The organism is uncultured Paenibacillus sp. (genome assembly GCF_963515335.1).
GTDB lineage: Bacteria > Bacillota > Bacilli > Paenibacillales > Paenibacillaceae > Paenibacillus_I.
In genome coordinates, this window is the sequence record NZ_CAUPYC010000078.1 from 1 (window position 1) to 17,721 (window position 17,721).

Consider the following 17,721-nt stretch of genomic DNA (forward strand, 5'->3'; position numbering starts at 1 on the left):
CCCCTTATAGGGGCGAAATCAAGCCACCCGTTGAACGGGTGGTACTGTGACTGACTTCTAAAAACCGTTTGTCTACCGTAAAATGTAGACAAACGGTTTTTCGTCGAAACTATAGATACATAAACCAGTGGAAGGAATGATGTTAATGAAGAAAGGGTTATTTTTAATATGTTTTTTGTTAATCGCTTCGACCGCATGTACTGTTAATAAATCATCAGATGAAAAATTTTCGGTATCACTACGTGTACCGGAGAATATCAAAGTCGGCGAGTCATTTGATTTAGAGGCAATTTTAAAAAACAATTCAGAGCAGGACTATGAAATTTGGCATGCCGGCAACCTGTTTGGAATTGCTGTTTCTAAAGAAGATGAAGAGTTTCCGGATGTGATGTTTAACGGTTCTCTTGTTAACTCGAAACTCCCTTCCAAAGAAACGATATCTGAAAAACATCCGTTTGTTCTCGACAAACCAGGTCAGTATAAAGCGATCGCCAAGGCTGTCTTTAAAGTCGGCAAAGATAATCAAAAAAATGATAATAAATATATGATAGACTCCATGATCGTTAAGTTTGAAGTGAAGTAATGCAGCTGCGACGCTGATTGCTGGAACGTCTTTAGCCGGCGTCAAAGGAAATATTACCGGCACGATTACCGGAGCCTTTTTCAAAGGTTGTGCTCGAGCACGGAAATGGGAACACGCAGCAAAATCCAAAACACAATGACCGTGACGAACGATCCGGCCCACGCCCAGAGAGGATGCCGGTAATGCAGCAGCAGCATGGAAAACATGATCACATTAAATGCTGCAGACCACCATATATTCCAACCATGAAAATGGTCGATCAAATCCAGATACCGGAGATTTACATATTCGACGATTATGTACAACAGCACCCAGAGCGTGATCCAACCGCCCTGCTTCCAAATTGTTTTTTTCGGGAACCGGCCAAGGTAAATAACCCACTTTCCGCATGAATAAATTGGTAAAAATTCATTTTTGATACGTACATGACAGGTGTTTTCCCTCTCGAAGGCGAATGAGAATAGACAGTCGTCTTTTCATGGAGGGGATGGGCGGTGGCGGACGAAACGGTTGTTCCAATCCATGCAGGTGCAAGCCAGTTGCTAGCTGCGCTATGCGACGAGCTTGGCGTCGAGCAAATCGTCAATCAGATGGTACGATGGGATCGCAAGCAATGGACACAGTCTCCCGGCACGCATATCAAAGCGATGATCATCAATGCCCTCTGCGCAAGACGTCCGTTATACCGGGTGCAAAAATTTTTCGCCGACCTTGATGTCGAGATGCTATTTGGCACAGATGCGGCAGCGACGGATTTTAACGATGATGCGCTAAGCCGCACACTCGATCGCATCCATGAAGCCGGGAGCTGGAGAGTCTATTCCACGCTCGCCCTCTCAGCTGTACGGAAGCTGCGAATGGGGTTGGAACTGCTTCACAACGATACCACTTCATTTTCCGTGCACGGTGACTACGAGAACGGGGACGATCTGAACATCACTTACGGCCACAACAAAGACGGACGTCCGGATCTTAAGCAAATCGTCCTCGGTCTCGGCGTGACGCCCCAGCGAATTCCGATAGCGGCCAAGGTTGAAAATGGCAACCTCGACGATAAAACGTGGAACCACGCTTTCATTATTCGACTCCGTACCCTGCTCTCTGACGAAGAATGGGACGGGCTGACTTATGTCGCGGACAGTGCGCTCGCAACAATGGACAACATCAACCTCATGATGCGGGAGGGTCTGTCGTTCATTACCCGATTGCCCGAGACGTTTGACCTGTGCGCCGAGTTAAAAGAAGAAGCGCTGTGGAAAAACGACTGGGAAAACGCTGGACCGTTCAGTGAAGGAACGGGCAAAGCTCGCTATTACGTGCAATCTTTTGCCCGGTCGCTGTATGGACACGATTTGCGATTTGTAGTCGTTCACTCCGACCAGCTCGAAGCGCTGCAAACGGAAACGCTGCGCCGTCAGATCACGAAGGAACGTACGGCGATAAACAAACAACTGCAGCGTCTGCAAGCCGAGCGATTTAATTGTAAGCATGATGCACAGCAGGCGATTGAGGCCTTCCATAAGCAACAGAAAGGGAAGTGGCATATCTGCGATCTGGCTGTACAAGAGGAAGCGTATACACAGCCCCGTCAAACGCGCGGAAGACCGAAAGCGAACGAATCGCTTCAGACGGGAACGCATTGGAAAGTCATGGACCTGGGCGTTCGAATGAACGACGAGACGGTAACCGCCAAGAGCCACAAGCTCGGCATGTTTGTACTCATGACCAATCACGCGGCAAGTGAGCATTGGACAAGCGCGAAAGTGCTGCAAAGCTATAAGGGACAAGAAGCGGCTGAGACACGTTTTCGATTGTTCAAAGACCCGTCATTCCTGGATGCGATTTACCTAAAGCAACCGCATCGGATTGAAGCGCTCGGTATTGTAATGGTGATGGCGCTGCTCGTTTACGGTGTGCTGGAATGGCGTGTACGCGAAAATTTAAAGCAGGAAAGCGAGCCGCTCATTCTGCCTGGCAAACGCAAGAGCTTCAAGCCGACCGCCGAGATGCTGCTGGCCCTGCTGCAAAGCATTCAACTGACGCTTCAAACGGTGGACGGGAAACCTTTCTTCCCGAAACACATAACGAGGAACGATGGTAAAAAGATGCAGATCCTTGATTTTACTGGATTTTGTTGGAGAAAATGCTCGTTCCAATCCTCGTTATGTGTTATAATACATAACGAGGATTGGAGGGGAGCGCCATCGCGATTATTCGTCAAAAAGATAGCCGGTCTGGGATTACATACGCCTACGAGTCTATTTCCTACTGGGATCGAGAAAAGCAGCAATCCCGTTCGAAACGCCGTCTCATCGGCCGGATCGACGAACAAACCGGAAACATTGTCCCAACGCGAGGGACGAACCGAAGAGAAACGCAAGAAAAGGCATCAGCGCCGCGACGAGGTCCAGTTCCGCATGTTGATGTCGCCCGATGGTTCTACGGGGCTACGTATTTGTTCGATAAGATCGGCGAAAAACTGGGGCTGATCGACGATCTGCAGAAATGCTTTCCGAATGACTATCAATCGTTGTTGTCGATTGCCTACTATCTCATTCTGGAATCGGACAGTCCGCTTAGCCGCTTTTCGAAATGGGCTTCACTGCACCGGCATCCGCATGGGGCGGACATTCCCTCCCAGCGCAGCAGCGAGCTCTTCGCCTCCATCACGGAAGAGAAACGATATCATTTTTTTCGCCTGCAGGCCGCGAGAAGAATCGAAAACGAGTATTGGGCGTATGACACGACATCGATTTCCAGCTATTCGGAAGGCTTGCAGCAAGTGAAGTACGGGATGAACAAAGAGCAGGATGGATTGCCACAATTCAATTTGGCATTGTTGTTTGGTCAAGAATCCAATCTGCCGTTTTACTACCGTAAGCTCTCCGGCAACATCAGCGATGTGCAGACTGTGAAGAATGTGCTGGCGGACATCGAATTTCTAGGGCTTCGCAAGGTTCATCTGGTTATGGACAGAGGGTTTTACAGCGCGGCGAACATCAACAGCCTGTACAAAGATCACTACAAATTTTTGATGGGAGCCAAGCTGTCCTTAGCCTATGTCAAGGAACAACTTGATCAGACCCGCCCATCCATTCGAGAATGGACGAATTACTTGGAAGCCTACGACGTGTTCGGCGTTTGCACTCCGATCAAATGGAACTATACACAGGAGCGTCCGTACAAAGGAGACGTGATCCGTGCGGAAAAACGACTGTACCTTCATTTGTACTACAATGGTGAAAAGGCGGCAGAGGATGAGCTGCGGCTGACCCGCAGACTGCTCGCTTGGCAGAAAGAATTGCAAGAAGGCAAGCGGAAGCCGGAGCATGCCAAAGCGTACGAAAAATATTTTGAAGTTTCCGAAACACCGATCCGGGGAAGAAAGATAACAGCGAAGCAATCGGCCATTGAGGAAGCGAAGAAGAACTACGGCTATTTCGCCTTGATTAGCAATGAAATCAAGGACCCGGAGGAAGCCCTGACTCTATACCGAAACAAAGATTTAGTGGAGAAGGCATTCGGAAATTTGAAGGAGCGTCTCAGCGCTCGTCGAATGCTGGTCTCTTCCGAACACGCATTAGAAGGCAAGTTGTTTGTTCAGTTTCTGGCACTCATTTATCTGTCCTATATTAAAAAGCTAATGAAAGAACAAAGCTTGTTTGGAACATACACCATTCAAGGCGTTTTGGACCAATTGGACTGCATTGAATGCTTCGAGCGTCCAGGTCGCGATCTTCGAATCGGTGAAATCACGGAAAAACAACGTGAACTGTTTCTAAAGCTGGGCGTCACCCCGCCATCCTCGTTATGAGTTGGCGGGAATGCAGGGGGAAAAACTTGCGTACACTATCTCCCCGTATTGGCGAAAATGCGAAAAGAGTTGTCGCTTTGGCAGGGTATTCAATGGTGATTTATACGACGCAAAGTGTCGAAGTAACGAGCCGCTGAGCGGACAACGGGATCGTGCGCCCGGAGCATGTCGATATGGCGTAGATATTGGATTTTTGTCCCGCAAAAAACGCGACCGCTTATCGATTTCAGCATGAATAGTAAGCGGTGACGACTCATTTATGAATATGTAAATTTTTTCATGCGAAAAGTGGGTTAGGAACCGCCGTATACCGAACGGTACGTACGGTGGTGTTATTCCGAATTCAAGATAACACCACTTATCCCGACAAGATCGTTATCCCGACTTTTACTTTTGATGCGCCATAAAGTATTGAAGAGCACAGGCAATTCAATACTACGCCATCTTAAAAGTCGGGATAATATTTTTTTGAAGTTATCCCTCCGCCAACAGCGGTTAGATTATATAATCCTCCTGGCAACAGCAAAATATTGCAAAGTCAGGGGGATTTCTATGAAAGAAATTGAAGTAGCGCAGTTGATCGAAAATGCTATGGAGCAATTGAGATCATTTAATCTCAAGCCAAGTACAATTATCGCCTATGAGCACAGAGCATTTTATCCTGTAAAAGTGTTTTTTGATGAACATGAAGAGATGCTTTACAACACTGAGCTTTCAGCGGAATTTTTGACCGTGACGAAAAGGCTGTTTGAATTACGGCAGATATCGGCCAGAACAAGGAGGTTCCGCGAGAAGGGGGTATATGTCTTAGATGAACTCTATTTAACAGGGTGTCTTGTTTGGCGAATGCAACCCACAGGAAAGAGCGATGTTCCAAAGTGCTATACCGAAGTATTTACGTCATTTTCAAAAAATTCGGACTATAATGACCGAAATAATAATTCCATTAGCTCAATTGTACGCAAATATTTGACGTATCTGGATTCAAACGGTATTAGCGGAATAAGTTCCATTCATGCAGGTGACATCCGGCAGTTCATCATTGATGTTTCGCCGGAACATCGCGGGAGTATGGACTACGTTGTTTTAGCGCTTCGCAAATTCCACAGCTACTTGAGAGAGCATCATTTGCTTGAGATAAAATATGAAGCGGCTCTTTTTGTACCAAGGGTACGTGACAGACGAGTGCTGCCATGTATCAATCCGAATGAAATTAATCGAGTCCTCGAACAGATAGATGTATCTGCAGCAATGGGTAAACGAGACTATGCAATAATCGTTCTCGGCGCTTATACCGGACTGCGTGCGGGGGATATTGCTCGGTTAAAGCTGACGGATATGGATTGGACTAACAACGAAATTCGCATTATTCAAGGGAAAACAGATACCCCGTTAGCGCTCCCTCTTACTCCATTAGTTGGGAATGCAATTGCAGACTATATACTGGGCGGCAGACCTTTGTCAGATTCTCCATATCTATTTCTGCGGGTATTGGCTCCATTTCAGGAATTTCGTGATGGGGTCTCCATAGCGTGTATTTTCAGGCGGTATTTGAAAAAGGCTGGGATCGACCACGAAATTGGTGATGGAAGAACTTTTCATGGTTTGCGTAGGACTCTTGGAACCACTCTCGTTGTCAATGACGTGCCTGTCACGACCGTGGCACAAATATTGGGACACCGCAGCATTAAAACTACGAAGCAGTATATATCTCTAGATGTTTCCGGGTTGAGGCAGTGCGCCTTGGATTTTGGAAGTATTGGAGGTGTGCATTGTGAGTAGGTTGTTTAAAAGTTGTTACGGCCCAATGATCGATAAATTCCTTGAATACAAAGAGTCTCTGGGTTATTCGAGATCGACTTACGAAGGTTTTCTTGCGGACTTTGACAATTATTGCGCCCTGAATTACCCGCAGGAAACGGTACTCACCAAGGAGCTGGCATTAAGCTGGGGGATCCGACGCAAAACCGAGCAGCAATCAGGATATCGTCGTCGGCTCTCAACTTTACGGGAATTTGGGAAGTTTCTTGACGCAACATCTGATCACACATATATTATCCCTTCCGGCCTTGCCGGTTCTTCCCCACAATATACCCCATATATTTTCACGGATGAAGAATTGACCAAGCTTTTTGAAGCCGCAGACAGGCTTGAAATGAACAAGCAATCTCCCAATCGACACAGTGTTCTACCGGTACTGCTCAGGTTAATTTACTTTTGCGGTCTGCGACCCAACGAAGGCCGGGAATTAAAAACAGCCGATGTCGATTTGGAAAATGGACTCCTTTTCATCCGCGGCAACAAGACACACAAGGAACGGCTTGTCCCCTTGTCGGACGATATGCTGAATTTATGCCGGAAATATGTCGACAATCTCCTGTATGGAAACGAATACTTCTTTCAGAACCAAGATGGAAATCCATACTCCGCCAAATGGCTTACTCGCCAGTTTTTAAAGGTGTGGAGTATTGCTACTGCCGGCAGTGACCATCACCCTCGGGTACGTGTATATGACCTGAGACATCGGTTTGCAACAGCAGTAATGATGAAATGGATTGAAGATGGGATCGACCTGTATTCACAGTTGCCATATTTAAGAGCGTATATGGGGCATTCCGAATTTTCCGCAACGGCATATTACATTCACCTTCTCCCAGAGCGTCTTACTAAAACAAATGCCATCGATTGGGAACGCTTTTCAGATATGATTCCGGGGGTGTCTTCATGGGAGTTGTAAAGGATGAGCGTCTATTTGGGCTGATAAGAGATTTTTTGACCGTGTACCTTCCAAAGCAGAAATCTTGCAGTGAGAACACCGTAAAGGCGTACAAGGAAGCATTGAACCTGCTTTTCGATTACGTAAAGAGTGTGACGGGTCTACCTTTAGCGGAAATTACATTCGAAAAAATAACAAGCCAAATCATTTTAGAATTCCTGGATTGGCTGGAAAATTCGCGCGGTTGCTCCGTTTCAACACGGAACCACCGTCTGTCCTGTATACGATCTTTTTACAGATATGCCGGCAATATGGATATGACGGTAACGACATACATCTCAGATGTGCAGAAAGTTCCGATTAAGAAGTTGCCTTCCTCTCAGTCGGTCAAGTATTTCAGTGAAGACGCACTTAAGATCATTCTAGACCAACCCGACATAAATACTTTGAATGGCATACGCAATCTGTTTTTTATGATTTTGCTGTATGATACGGGAGCAAGAAACCAGGAAATCCTTGATTTAAAAGTTTCAGATATCCATGCTTCGGGCAAAAATTCTTATGTTTTGGTGACGGGAAAAGGAAGAAAGACCAGAATAGTCCCGATTATGCAAAAGACTGTGGAGCACTTCAACAGATATGTAAATTTATTTTGCGATGGGAAAATCACCGATGACCCTTTATTCTACATAATCCGAAAAGGAGTGAAACAGAAAATGTCTGACGACAACGTTTCAAAATTCATAAAAGCTTATGGTGTTAGTGCAAGAGCTGTGAGCAATCTTGTTCCCGAAAATTTGCATCCTCATATGTTTCGCCACGCCAGAGCGATTCATTTGTACCGCGGCGGTATGCCTCTAGCATTGGTTTCTGAATGGCTTGGGCATGCTCAATTGGAAACCACGCTCATCTATGCATATGCCGACACGAACATGAAACGAGAGGCTATAGAGAAAGCTACAAGCAAAAGCAATCCCTTGATCAGTTCTGATGTGAAGCCGATGTGGCAAGACGATGAATCGATGATAAAGAGGCTGTACGGATTGGTTTAAAATATTATCCCGACTTTTGGGTGCCGATAGTATTGAAAACGTTTGTGTTTTCAATACATTATGGTGACATCAAACGCGAAAGTCGGGATAAAAATATTGTCGGGATAAGTGGTGTGGGAGGTCGGCTGATTAAATAATAATCAGCCTCCTACCCGATTGTATACCCATTGCCGATCTTCGTTTCTGGCCCGGCCGAGCTCACGGATTGAGTCCCGTTATTTGGCGGTCTGAGAACGAGACGGCGGCAAAGGGTACGGGTTAATGAACAATGTGCGCTAATAAGCAATTTCGTTCTCTATTCCGATTTACTGTGCGCATGGAAGGTTGCGTTAACGAAATGTTTTCTCTATTAGTTACCGTCAGTTCGTTATTAGAGAAATAAGTTCACTATACCGTCTATTTACTAATAGATCCCATTTATTTAGCGAAACGTATTCATAAATAGTGAAGATGTTTCTTTATAATCGCGCAAGTATGCGGCCCTATAATTCATTGGAATAACCACGGTTTTTCCAACGTTTATTCTAAGGGGTGCACTTCAAGCCCTTATGGGCATGGGAACCAGTGCATAAGTCACTGGACAGTTGTATACCAAATAAATCAGACAATCATCCTCGACTTGCCTCTATCACCTCCTATATATAGACAACTCAAATGACCAAAAGTTCCAAAAAGATGTTGAGGAGCAGCGATATGCTTTTATTCCAGCGCATGCTAGAATGGTGGGGATAACCAAATGACGCGGGGTGGATGTATGCCGAGGGAAATCAATAAAGACACGCTGCTTTGCATGTCGCTGGCGGGCAGGCCGGGAAATTTCGGGACCCGGTTTCACAATTTTCTGTACGATGAGCTGAATCTCAACTTTGTCTACAAAGCGTTTACCACGAGCGATTTGCAGGCGGCGATCGGCGGCGTGCGCGCGCTCGGGATCCGGGGATGCGCCGTGTCGATGCCTTTCAAGGAGGCCTGCATTCCGCTCCTGGATGAAATGGACGAATCCGCGTCCGCCATTCAATCCGTCAACACGATCGTCAATACCGACGGCCGGCTTCGGGCCTACAACACCGATTACATAGCGATTGCGCAGCTGCTCGACACGCATCGGGTATCGCGCGATTCCGTGTTCGCCTTGCGCGGCAGCGGCGGCATGGCCAAGGCGGTGGCATGCGCGCTGCGGGACGCGGGGTTTCCCAGCGGGCATATCATCGCCCGGAACGAGACGGCGGGACGCCAATTGGCGCAAACCTGCGGTTACGAGTGGAAAAGCGACGTCAGCGGCATCGAGCCCCGGCTGATCATCAATGTGACGCCGATCGGCATGGCCGGCGGTCCGGAGTCCGGGGAGCTCGCTTTCGCACCCGAGGTTATCGACCGGGCCGAGACCGTATTCGATGTCGTCGCTCTTCCTCCGGAAACCCCCTTGATCCGTTATGCCAGATCAATAGACAAAAAAGTTATCACGGGAGCGGAAGTCATCGCGCTTCAGGCATTGGAGCAATTCGTGCTCTATACCGGCGTGCGCCCCGAAGACGAGCTGGTCCAAAGGGCTGCAGAGCACGCCCGTTCCTGATCGATGAAACGGCGGTTTCTGACCTCATTGTCGGCCGTCAGTCTAAGAACGCGGCTGACGTTGTCGTTCATCGCGCTGATCATCCTGTCGATTACCGTCATGGGCATCGGCTACATCAGGAAAAGCTCCGAGGTGATTTTGTCGAACGCCAGCCAAACCTCATTGGGGCTCGTGAAGATGAGCAACCAGTCCCTTGAGGCCAAATTGGCGCGGGTTGAGCAAAGCGCGATCAACATGCATTTGGACGAGGAGCTGTTTCAATTTTTCAATGCAACCGATCTGAAGGACAAATATTTAAGCAACGAGAATGACCGTAAAATCACAAGGATTCTCCAAAAATATTTTCCCGCTTCGGAAGATATGTTTTCGGTCAACTTGGTTACAAGGGATTTTACGTTCGGTCAAAATCCAAACTTCTGGATTCCGAAAACGGATTATTCCATGTCGAATATTTATAAGATCGGTCAACAATCGGTCGAAAACACGTCATGGATTCCCACCTATGATTTGCTGGAGCAGTTTTATTCCGCTGCTCCCTTGTCGCCGGACAAATATCAATATGTATTTACCGCTACCCGACTGATCAATGTTTCAACGATCCGGAACAATATACTTCGGCAGATGGATAAAAACGTCGAACGTCCGATTCTGATCGTTAATTTTCAAGAATCGATGATTAAACAGGCTTTCAAGGAAAGCCTGTCGGTGCAAGGTTCCTATTATCAGGTATTTACAGAAGGCGGTGCGGTGGTCTCGAGCTCCGCTGCGGCGGACGATTCGCCTGCTGCAAGCCGGGACTGGATCCGTTACGCGATGTCAAAGGGAAGCGGCACCGAATATATCAACATCAACGGTCAAAAAATGGTCGTAAACTTCGATCGGATGGATGTCACCGGCTGGCTGTCGGCTGTCTATATTCCATATGACAATCTGCTCAAGACCGTCCCGAACATGTTCGCTTACACGATGTATTCGATGGTGATCATCATCGTCTTGTCGATCGTGCTCGCTTCCTTGATTTCGGGAAGAATTACATTGCCGTTGAAAAAGCTTCTGCGCGGCATTAACCGGATCGGCGAAGGGAATTTCAACACCAGAATCGAATCGTCCGGCATGCCGGAAGTCAACGTCATCATCCATAAATTCAATCAGATGAACGATAAAATTCAAACCTTGATCGAAGAAAACTACGAGACCCATCTGAAAGAAATGGAGGCCGAGCTGAAGGCGCTCAACTTTCAGTTCAATCCCCACTTCCTGTATAACACGCTGAACATTATTAATTATTTGGCGATCGAGAACAAGCAAGCCTTGATCAGCAATATGCTGGTGGAGCTGTCCGAGATGCTGGAATATACGGCGCAGGCTCCCGGTCTGGTCCATTTCGGCGAGGACGTAAACTACTTGAAAAATTACGTGTTCATCATGAACCATCGGTTCGAGGGGAAATTTACGGTTGCCTATGACATCGACCCCGACCTGTACCGCTATACCGTCCCGAAGTTTTTCCTGCAGCCTTTTATAGAGAATGCTTTGATTCACGGACTTGAGGAAATGGAGACGGGCGGGGAAATCAACGTTGCCGGACGGATGGAGAACGGGCAAAGAATTTTTTCCATTACGGATAACGGGAAAGGCATGCCGGAGGAAACGATCCGGCGCGTGCTCGAAACGGCTGACGATCACGGCGGGTTCGGCAAATCGATCGGGATCACAAACGTGAACCAGCGGATTAAATTGCAATACGGCCATCAGTACGGTGTGCAAATCGTATCGCGGAGGAATAAGGGAACCGCCGTTACGATTGTGCTGCCGCTCATCGGACCCGAATAGGCAAGAGGGTTGCCCAACCCTTCTTGCCTATCGTTTTGTCATACATGTCCCCATGAAATTGTTTTCAGTGTAAAAGTCCACTTATTTACGATTTTTAGAGTAGGATGGCGCGCGCAGTTTCCTTTATTATGAAAGCGTAAACAAAATCATGGAAAGCGAGGAACCGTTTTATGAAAAAGGGGATCATCGCCGCTTTATTGGCCGCATCGCTGCTGGCCGGATGCGGCACGGGAGGACAAACGAATAATGCCGGGCCGGAAGGGAACGGCGCCGCCGAAACAGGCAGCGAGCTGGTGGAGCTTACCTACTGGCGGCCGCAAGCGGGCGAGGAAGAGGACAACGCCTATGTACAACGGGTGGAGGCATTCAACAAAGCTTATGAAGGTAAAATCAAGCTGAATATGGAGGTGATTACGAGGGGCAATTCCTTCGCCTACGAGGATAAAATCAATGCGGCCGTCGCTTCCAACACGCTGCCGGATGTCGTTGCGCTTGACGGCCCGAACGTGGCAAATTATGCCGCATCGGAAATCATCATCCCGCTGGATGAGTATTTTACGGAAGAGGATATGAACGACTTTGTGCCGTCGATCGTCCAACAAGGCAGCTACCAAGGGAAGTTTTATGCCCCGGGGCTGATCGAGTCGTCGGTGGTGCTGTTCTACAACAAGAAAATCATGGAAAAATACGGGATTACGCCTCCCGACAAAATTGAGAATGCCTGGACCTGGGACCAGTGGTACGACGTCATGAAGCAGACGGCTAAAGACGGCATTTTCGGAACGAACATGATTAACGACAAGGGCGAATGGATGACCTACGCGTTCGAGCAGTTCTGGATTTCAAACGGCACGGATATCGTCAATCCGGAGGGGACCGAAGCGGAGGGCTGGGTCAACAGCGAGCAGGGCGTCGAGGCGGCGTCTTTCCTGCAGAAGCTGGCTAACGAGAAGCTGTTCAATATCGATCCGAAACCGACGGAATTTGAGGAAGGCAAAGCGGCGACCAAGCTTGGCGGTCCGTGGAATATTCCTGGGTTTAAAAATTATCCGGACCTGGAATGGGGCATCACGTACTTCCCGAAAAAAGCCGGCGGCACGCAAACCGCGCCGTCGGGCAGCTGGGCGGTAGGGGTTTCGGCAAACAGCAAATATCCGAAGGAAGCGGCGGAGGCTGTGAAATGGCTGACCAACAAAGAAAGCTCCGTTGTGCTGGCGAAGTCGATCAGCATGCCTGCCAACCGCAAATCGGCTTATGAAAGCTTGCCGGAATACGATGAATTGCCGCTTCGCGTCATTAAAGAGCAGGTCACGACCGTGTCCCGCGCAAGACCGGTTACCCCGGCTTATCCGGTACTGACGCAAAAATTTGCTGAGGCATTGACGGATATCATGATGGGCGCCGAAGTCAAAAAATCGCTCGATAGTGTCGCCGCCACCTATGATGACGAATATAAGCGCAATTTTGCCGAATAAGGGGAAAAGATGCAAACTGCCACTGTAACGAATGCGCTGGACCGGAAGCGGGAATCGGCTTCCCTGGGACGGCAGAAGCGGAGAGAGTCCGTTGTCGGCTATTCATTTATTGCGCCGGCCGTCATTTTACTGATTGTGTTCCTGGTGCTGCCTTTTTTGTTCGCAATCCTTTTCGGCTTTACCAAATTCAATCTATTGCGGCCTGATAAAATCCAGTTCATCGGCTTAGAAAATTACAAGATCCTGTTTCAAGACAGCCTGTTCTATAAATCGCTGTTCAATACGCTGTATTTTACCGCCATCGTGGTTCCCGTCCAATGCGCGGTCGCGTTAATGCTGGCGCTCTTGGTCAATCATCAGCTGAAGGCGCGAAATTTGTATCGCATCGTCTACTTCAGTCCGGTTGTTACATCGATGACCGTTATCGCCATCCTCTGGATTTACCTTTATAATCCGAATGAGGGTTTAATCAATTCGGCGCTCAACTTTTTCGGCATACCGAACCAGCCCTTTCTTAGAAGCGCCGATCAGGCGATGTATTCGATTATATTCATGTCCGTGTGGCAGGCGGCTGGTTATCAGATGATGATATTTCTTGCCGGACTTCAGGGCATATCGAAGGATTTGTATGAAGCCTCGTCCATCGACGGAGCGAACAGATGGCAGCAGCTGCGGTTCATTACGATTCCGAGCTTGTACAACGTGACCGTATTCGTCTTGACGATTACGACGATTCAGGCGGTAAAGCTGTTCGTGCAGCCTTATATTATGACGAACGGCGGTCCGGAGAACTCGACAAGAACGCTTGCCCTGCTCATCTACCAGCAAGGCTTCCAGTTCAGGAACGCGGGCTACGCCTCTGCCGTATCCGTCATTTTTTTCCTCATTGTCGTATTGATCTCATTCTCCATGAAAAAATTTCTGAGAGATAAATAGCGGAGGGCCGATACGCATGACTGATCGCACTGCAAAGCTGCTGCTTAACCTGACGAATATCGTCATGTCGATTTTGTTCATAACCCCCTTGCTGTGGATGGTCGTTTCGTCGTTTAAACCGGAAACCCGGATTTTTGCGGATCTGAGCTCGATAAAAGCATTGCTTCCGCTGGACTTTACATTGGATAATTACAAAGCGGCGTTCGACCGGATTCCGATGATCAAATACTTGAATAACAGCATTTTTTACGTGTCGGTCATCGCCGTCAGCGGGTTGGCGGTCAATTCGATCTGCGGGTATGCGCTCGCCAAGCTGCATTTCAAGGGCAGGGAATTTATTTTATCGGCGGTCATCGCGCTTATGATCGTTCCGTTCGAGAGTATCCTGATGCCGCTGTATTTTATTGTCAACAACCTGCAGTGGGTCGACACATGGCTGGCGCTGATCGTGCCTTTCATAGCCAACAGCTTCAGTATCTTCATGTTCCGGCAATTTTTTATGGACATTCCGAACGAAATACTGGAGTCGGCTTCGATCGACGGCTCGTCGACGATGAAGACATTCGTTTCGATTGTCGTCCCTTTGTCCGGACCCGTTTTTGCAACGGTGTTTATTCTTGATTTTATCAGCCATTGGGGCGACTTCATGTGGCCGATTCTGGTCACGACAGGCGAATCGCTGCGAAATGTCCAATTGGGCATACAGACCTTTTTTACACTGCCGCCGGTTTTTTACGGGCAGATCATGGCGACGCTGACGTTCACCACGGTGCCGATCATTCTGCTTTTCCTGCTGCTGCAAAAATATTATGTGCAAGGGATTACAAGCTCGGGCATCAAAGGCTAGGCTGGAGGTGAGTCCCATCTTAAACAAAATAATGGTCGTCGATGATGAGGCTATCCAGCGAAGGGTGCTCGGCAAGATGATTCGCGAGGTGCTGCCCGATTGCGAGGTCGTTGAGGCGAGTAACGGCAAAGCCGCCCTGGAGCTGGTGAAGACCGATTCGATTGAAGTCGTTATTACGGATATCAAGATGCCGATCATGGATGGCTTCGGATTTATCGAGCGCATGAATAAAACCGCGGCCGGAACGAAAATCATCATATTGAGCGGCTTCCGCTATTTTGAATACGCCCAGAGAGCCGTACGGCTCGGCGCTTTCGACTATTTGCTGAAGCCGGTGAAGGAAGAAAGCATTCGCCGTTTGCTGCTGGAGGTCGCGGAAAGCATCCGGAAAGAAAAAATGCTGGCCATGGAGCACGAAACGATCAGGAAGAAGCTGCACAGCAGCCAATCCGTTTATTATCAGCACTTGCTCCGGGAATGGATAAGCAACGGCCTTTCCGGATCCAGGCTGCAGGAGCTGCAGGGCGAATTTTCGTTCGGCGGCGCCGGAGCGGTCATTGTGACGAAAATCGGCGGCGCCGGAACCGGGGATCTATCGGCGGCCAGGATGCAAGAGATGAGGAACAGCATGCCGGCCGGCCTGGAGCGGCAGATCGGTTCGGGCGGCAGGGCCGTATCCTTTTTTCCCGCGGAAAATAAGCGGGCAATGGTAACCGTGATGACGGCGGAGCTGCCTTCCGAAGTGTCGGCGGGAATCCGGACGGACGGCCTGGATGCGTACAGCCGGGCGTTGTCCGAGCAGTATGACGTTCCCGTGACGGTAGGGGTGGGCGGGATTCACGGCGATTTTCTGAGCAACGCGAAGATTTCTTGTAAAGAGGCGTTGGAGGCCGCCGATTTTCGTTATTTTCTGAAGGACGAGAACGTGATTTTCCACACCGGCATTGCCGGCAGGATCAAGCCGCTGCGGTGCGATTTTCTGAAAGATGAAGAAGTGATAAAAGAGCACATACGGACAATGAAACGGGAAGCTCTCTCCAAATATACGGAGGAGCTGTTCGGGCGCGTTGTGGAGAACGGTCTGCCCCACCCCGACCAGTGGGCGAAGGCGATTGTCCATATGGCCTATCATATAGCGCCGGTTATCAAGGATTTCGTCGGCGATGAGGATTATGAGCGGGAGCTGGCGGATATCGAGAGAAGGCTTACGGCCTGTGACGACTACGCCGATTGCCGAAAACAATTTCTGGAAATTCTCGAACAATTCATGTCGGTCATCGACAGCAGCCGTACCAGGAAGCATGAAATGATCATTGAGAAATGCATCGCCTATATCGAATCTCATTACATGGAGGATTTGTCGCTGGACGAGGCGGCGCGCCAGCTTTATTTCAGCCCGAATTATTTGAGCATGCTGTTTAAAAACCATCTGGGTTTAACGTTTACGAAATATTTATCTGAGGTGCGGCTTAAAAAGGCGGTCGAAATGCTGGAGAACCGCGATATGAAGGTGTACGAGATCGCCGCCGAAATCGGGTATAAGGACGAGAAATATTTTTACCGTGTGTTCAAAACCAAATTCGGCGTGACACCGGATGAATACCGCAAGCAAAACAAGTCTATCGAAGCTCCTTTTGCGGGAGAGCGATAGGCTTTTTCGCATGCAGGTGTTAGAATGGTGGGAACGGGATGAGCTGCCGCGATGCCGAAGCCGCGGGCGCTCGGTCTTTTGTGTTCCGCATAGATAGAGGGAGTGGTGAAAGGTATGGCGCGCAAAATGATTTTTTTTGACATCGACGGCACGCTTCTCGACCATGACAAGAAACTGCCGGCGTCGACGAAAGAGGCTATCGGACAGCTGAAACGGCAGGGGCATGAGGTGGCGATCGCGACGGGCCGCGGGCCGTTTATGTTCAAGGACATTCGGGACGAGCTCGGGATCGATTCATTCGTCAGCTACAACGGTCAATATGTGGAATGGAAAGGCAAGCCGCTTTTTAAGAATCCGATCGGAACCGGGCTTTTGCAGCAGCTGACGGAATATGCCGACGGGCAGGGGCACCCGCTTGTTTACATGGATCTTGACACGATGAGAAGCAATAAGGAGTATCATGTGCACATCGAGGAGAGCATCTCCACCCTGAAGGTACCCCATCCGGCGCATGACCCGGAATATTTCCGGAACAGGGACATTTATCAATCCCTGGTTTTTTGCACGATCGGGGAGGAGCCGAAGTATCGCGAGCGGTTTCCGGACCTGGATTTCATTCGGTGGCACCAGTTCTCGATGGATGTGCTGCCTCTCGGGGGCTCGAAGGCGAAAGGCATTGAGGAAATGATCGGTGCGCTCGGCATCGACAGATCGGACATTTACGCATTCGGGGACTACTTCAATGACATTGAAATGCTCCGATTCGCGGGGACAAGCGTTGCCATGGGAAATGCCCCGGACCTTGTGAAAAAAGCGGCCGACCACGTCACGAAAGACGTCGGCGATGGCGGCATTTGGCACGGCTTGCGAATGGTCGGGCTGCTGTAAACAGTTCTGTTTCCAGTGAAAATAAATCCCGCCTGATGCGCATTATTGTGCAATAAAGGGAGCAGCATCACTGCAAATGTCTGCAACTCCGTATTGAATTATGCTGTATAATAAGAAAATAACAGCTTTGAAACTTAGGGGTGAAGATGGTGACCTTAAAAACCGGTATCGAGCTTGAGGAAATTTTCGATAAAGCCCATCAAACTGTAAAGAAAAAAGCTAAGGATGCGGGCGCTCCCCTATATTATATGCACACTGGCAAACGGATCAGAGAAGATGCGAATGGACAAAAATTTGTTGGCTCTTCGCGCTACTGGGTGGGTAACTGCCACTTCCATAGAATGCTAACCCCT

14 protein-coding genes and 1 pseudogene are annotated in these 17,721 nt (G+C 48.8%); 14 read left to right on the forward strand and 1 reads right to left on the reverse strand.

Translation table 11 applies throughout. The features are described 5' to 3' along the window. Positions 1-145: 145 nt before the first annotated feature. Complete coding sequence (locus RWM61_RS17830; RefSeq protein WP_314003303.1) at positions 146-583, forward strand: hypothetical protein; 438 nt, start codon at positions 146-148, stop codon at positions 581-583. Positions 584-663: 80 nt separating this feature from the next. Here RWM61_RS17830 and RWM61_RS17835 read toward each other — a convergent pair whose 3' ends face one another. Further along, positions 664-894, reverse strand: coding sequence for a hypothetical protein (locus RWM61_RS17835; protein WP_314003305.1), 231 nt, complete (start codon positions 892-894; stop codon positions 664-666). 183 nt (positions 895-1,077) lie between these two features. On the opposite strand from RWM61_RS17835, the gene RWM61_RS17840 reads away from it, so the two are divergent. The 13 genes and pseudogenes from RWM61_RS17840 to RWM61_RS17900 form a co-directional block, all read left to right on the forward strand. Further along, the gene (locus tag RWM61_RS17840; protein WP_314003307.1) at positions 1,078-3,072 is read left to right on the forward strand and encodes an IS1634 family transposase; all 1,995 of its coding nucleotides are present in this window, start codon (positions 1,078-1,080) and stop codon (positions 3,070-3,072) included. After that, complete coding sequence (locus tag RWM61_RS17845) at positions 3,039-4,397, forward strand: IS1634 family transposase (protein ID WP_314003309.1); 1,359 nt, start codon at positions 3,039-3,041, stop codon at positions 4,395-4,397. The genes RWM61_RS17840 and RWM61_RS17845 overlap by 34 nt, the downstream gene beginning before the upstream one ends. A gap of 552 nt (positions 4,398-4,949) precedes the next feature. Further along, positions 4,950-6,179: a site-specific integrase gene (locus RWM61_RS17850; RefSeq protein WP_314003311.1), complete on the forward strand. Its 1,230-nt coding sequence runs from the start codon at positions 4,950-4,952 to the stop codon at positions 6,177-6,179. After that, positions 6,172-7,134, forward strand: coding sequence for a tyrosine-type recombinase/integrase (locus RWM61_RS17855; protein ID WP_314003313.1), 963 nt, complete (start codon positions 6,172-6,174; stop codon positions 7,132-7,134). Before RWM61_RS17850 ends, RWM61_RS17855 begins: the two co-directional genes overlap by 8 nt. Further along, positions 7,122-8,165: a tyrosine-type recombinase/integrase gene (locus RWM61_RS17860; RefSeq protein WP_314003315.1), complete on the forward strand. Its 1,044-nt coding sequence runs from the start codon at positions 7,122-7,124 to the stop codon at positions 8,163-8,165. Before RWM61_RS17855 ends, RWM61_RS17860 begins: the two co-directional genes overlap by 13 nt. A gap of 736 nt (positions 8,166-8,901) precedes the next feature. Then, positions 8,902-9,738, forward strand: a complete 837-nt coding sequence (locus RWM61_RS17865) for a shikimate 5-dehydrogenase (RefSeq protein ID WP_399538955.1) — start codon at positions 8,902-8,904, stop codon at positions 9,736-9,738. Between the two features lie 3 nt (positions 9,739-9,741). Next, positions 9,742-11,571, forward strand: coding sequence for a histidine kinase (locus tag RWM61_RS17870; protein ID WP_314003317.1), 1,830 nt, complete (start codon positions 9,742-9,744; stop codon positions 11,569-11,571). A 170-nt stretch (positions 11,572-11,741) separates the two neighbouring features. After that, positions 11,742-13,046, forward strand: a complete 1,305-nt coding sequence (locus RWM61_RS17875) for a sugar ABC transporter substrate-binding protein (protein WP_314003319.1) — start codon at positions 11,742-11,744, stop codon at positions 13,044-13,046. A gap of 9 nt (positions 13,047-13,055) precedes the next feature. Beyond that, positions 13,056-13,982 carry a sugar ABC transporter permease gene (locus tag RWM61_RS17880; RefSeq protein ID WP_314003321.1) on the forward strand — a complete coding sequence of 309 codons (927 nt, stop codon included), beginning with the start codon at positions 13,056-13,058 and terminating at the stop codon, positions 13,980-13,982. 16 nt (positions 13,983-13,998) lie between these two features. Then, positions 13,999-14,829 (forward strand): carbohydrate ABC transporter permease, encoded by an 831-nt coding sequence (locus RWM61_RS17885; protein WP_314003323.1) that lies wholly within the window; start codon positions 13,999-14,001, stop codon positions 14,827-14,829. Between the two features lie 7 nt (positions 14,830-14,836). Next, positions 14,837-16,480 (forward strand): response regulator, encoded by a 1,644-nt coding sequence (locus RWM61_RS17890; protein ID WP_314003325.1) that lies wholly within the window; start codon positions 14,837-14,839, stop codon positions 16,478-16,480. A gap of 114 nt (positions 16,481-16,594) precedes the next feature. Then, positions 16,595-17,368, forward strand: coding sequence for a Cof-type HAD-IIB family hydrolase (locus RWM61_RS17895; protein WP_314003327.1), 774 nt, complete (start codon positions 16,595-16,597; stop codon positions 17,366-17,368). Positions 17,369-17,517: 149 nt separating this feature from the next. Further along, a pseudogene (locus tag RWM61_RS17900) lies at positions 17,518-17,721 on the forward strand (hypothetical protein); the annotation flags it as partial.

Excerpts from the sequence above, each read along its gene's own strand:
- RWM61_RS17830 (WP_314003303.1), top strand. The coding sequence starts at position 146 with ATGAAGAAAGGGTTATTTTTAATATGTTTTTTGTTAATCGCTTCGACC.
- RWM61_RS17850 (WP_314003311.1), top strand. The coding sequence starts at position 4,950 with ATGAAAGAAATTGAAGTAGCGCAGTTGATCGAAAATGCTATGGAGCAA.
- RWM61_RS17860 (WP_314003315.1), top strand. The coding sequence starts at position 7,122 with ATGGGAGTTGTAAAGGATGAGCGTCTATTTGGGCTGATAAGAGATTTT.
- RWM61_RS17865 (WP_399538955.1), top strand. The coding sequence starts at position 8,902 with ATGACGCGGGGTGGATGTATGCCGAGGGAAATCAATAAAGACACGCTG.
- RWM61_RS17870 (WP_314003317.1), top strand. The coding sequence starts at position 9,742 with ATGAAACGGCGGTTTCTGACCTCATTGTCGGCCGTCAGTCTAAGAACG.
- RWM61_RS17875 (WP_314003319.1), top strand. The coding sequence starts at position 11,742 with ATGAAAAAGGGGATCATCGCCGCTTTATTGGCCGCATCGCTGCTGGCC.
- RWM61_RS17880 (WP_314003321.1), top strand. The coding sequence starts at position 13,056 with ATGCAAACTGCCACTGTAACGAATGCGCTGGACCGGAAGCGGGAATCG.
- RWM61_RS17885 (WP_314003323.1), top strand. The coding sequence starts at position 13,999 with ATGACTGATCGCACTGCAAAGCTGCTGCTTAACCTGACGAATATCGTC.
- RWM61_RS17895 (WP_314003327.1), top strand. The coding sequence starts at position 16,595 with ATGGCGCGCAAAATGATTTTTTTTGACATCGACGGCACGCTTCTCGAC.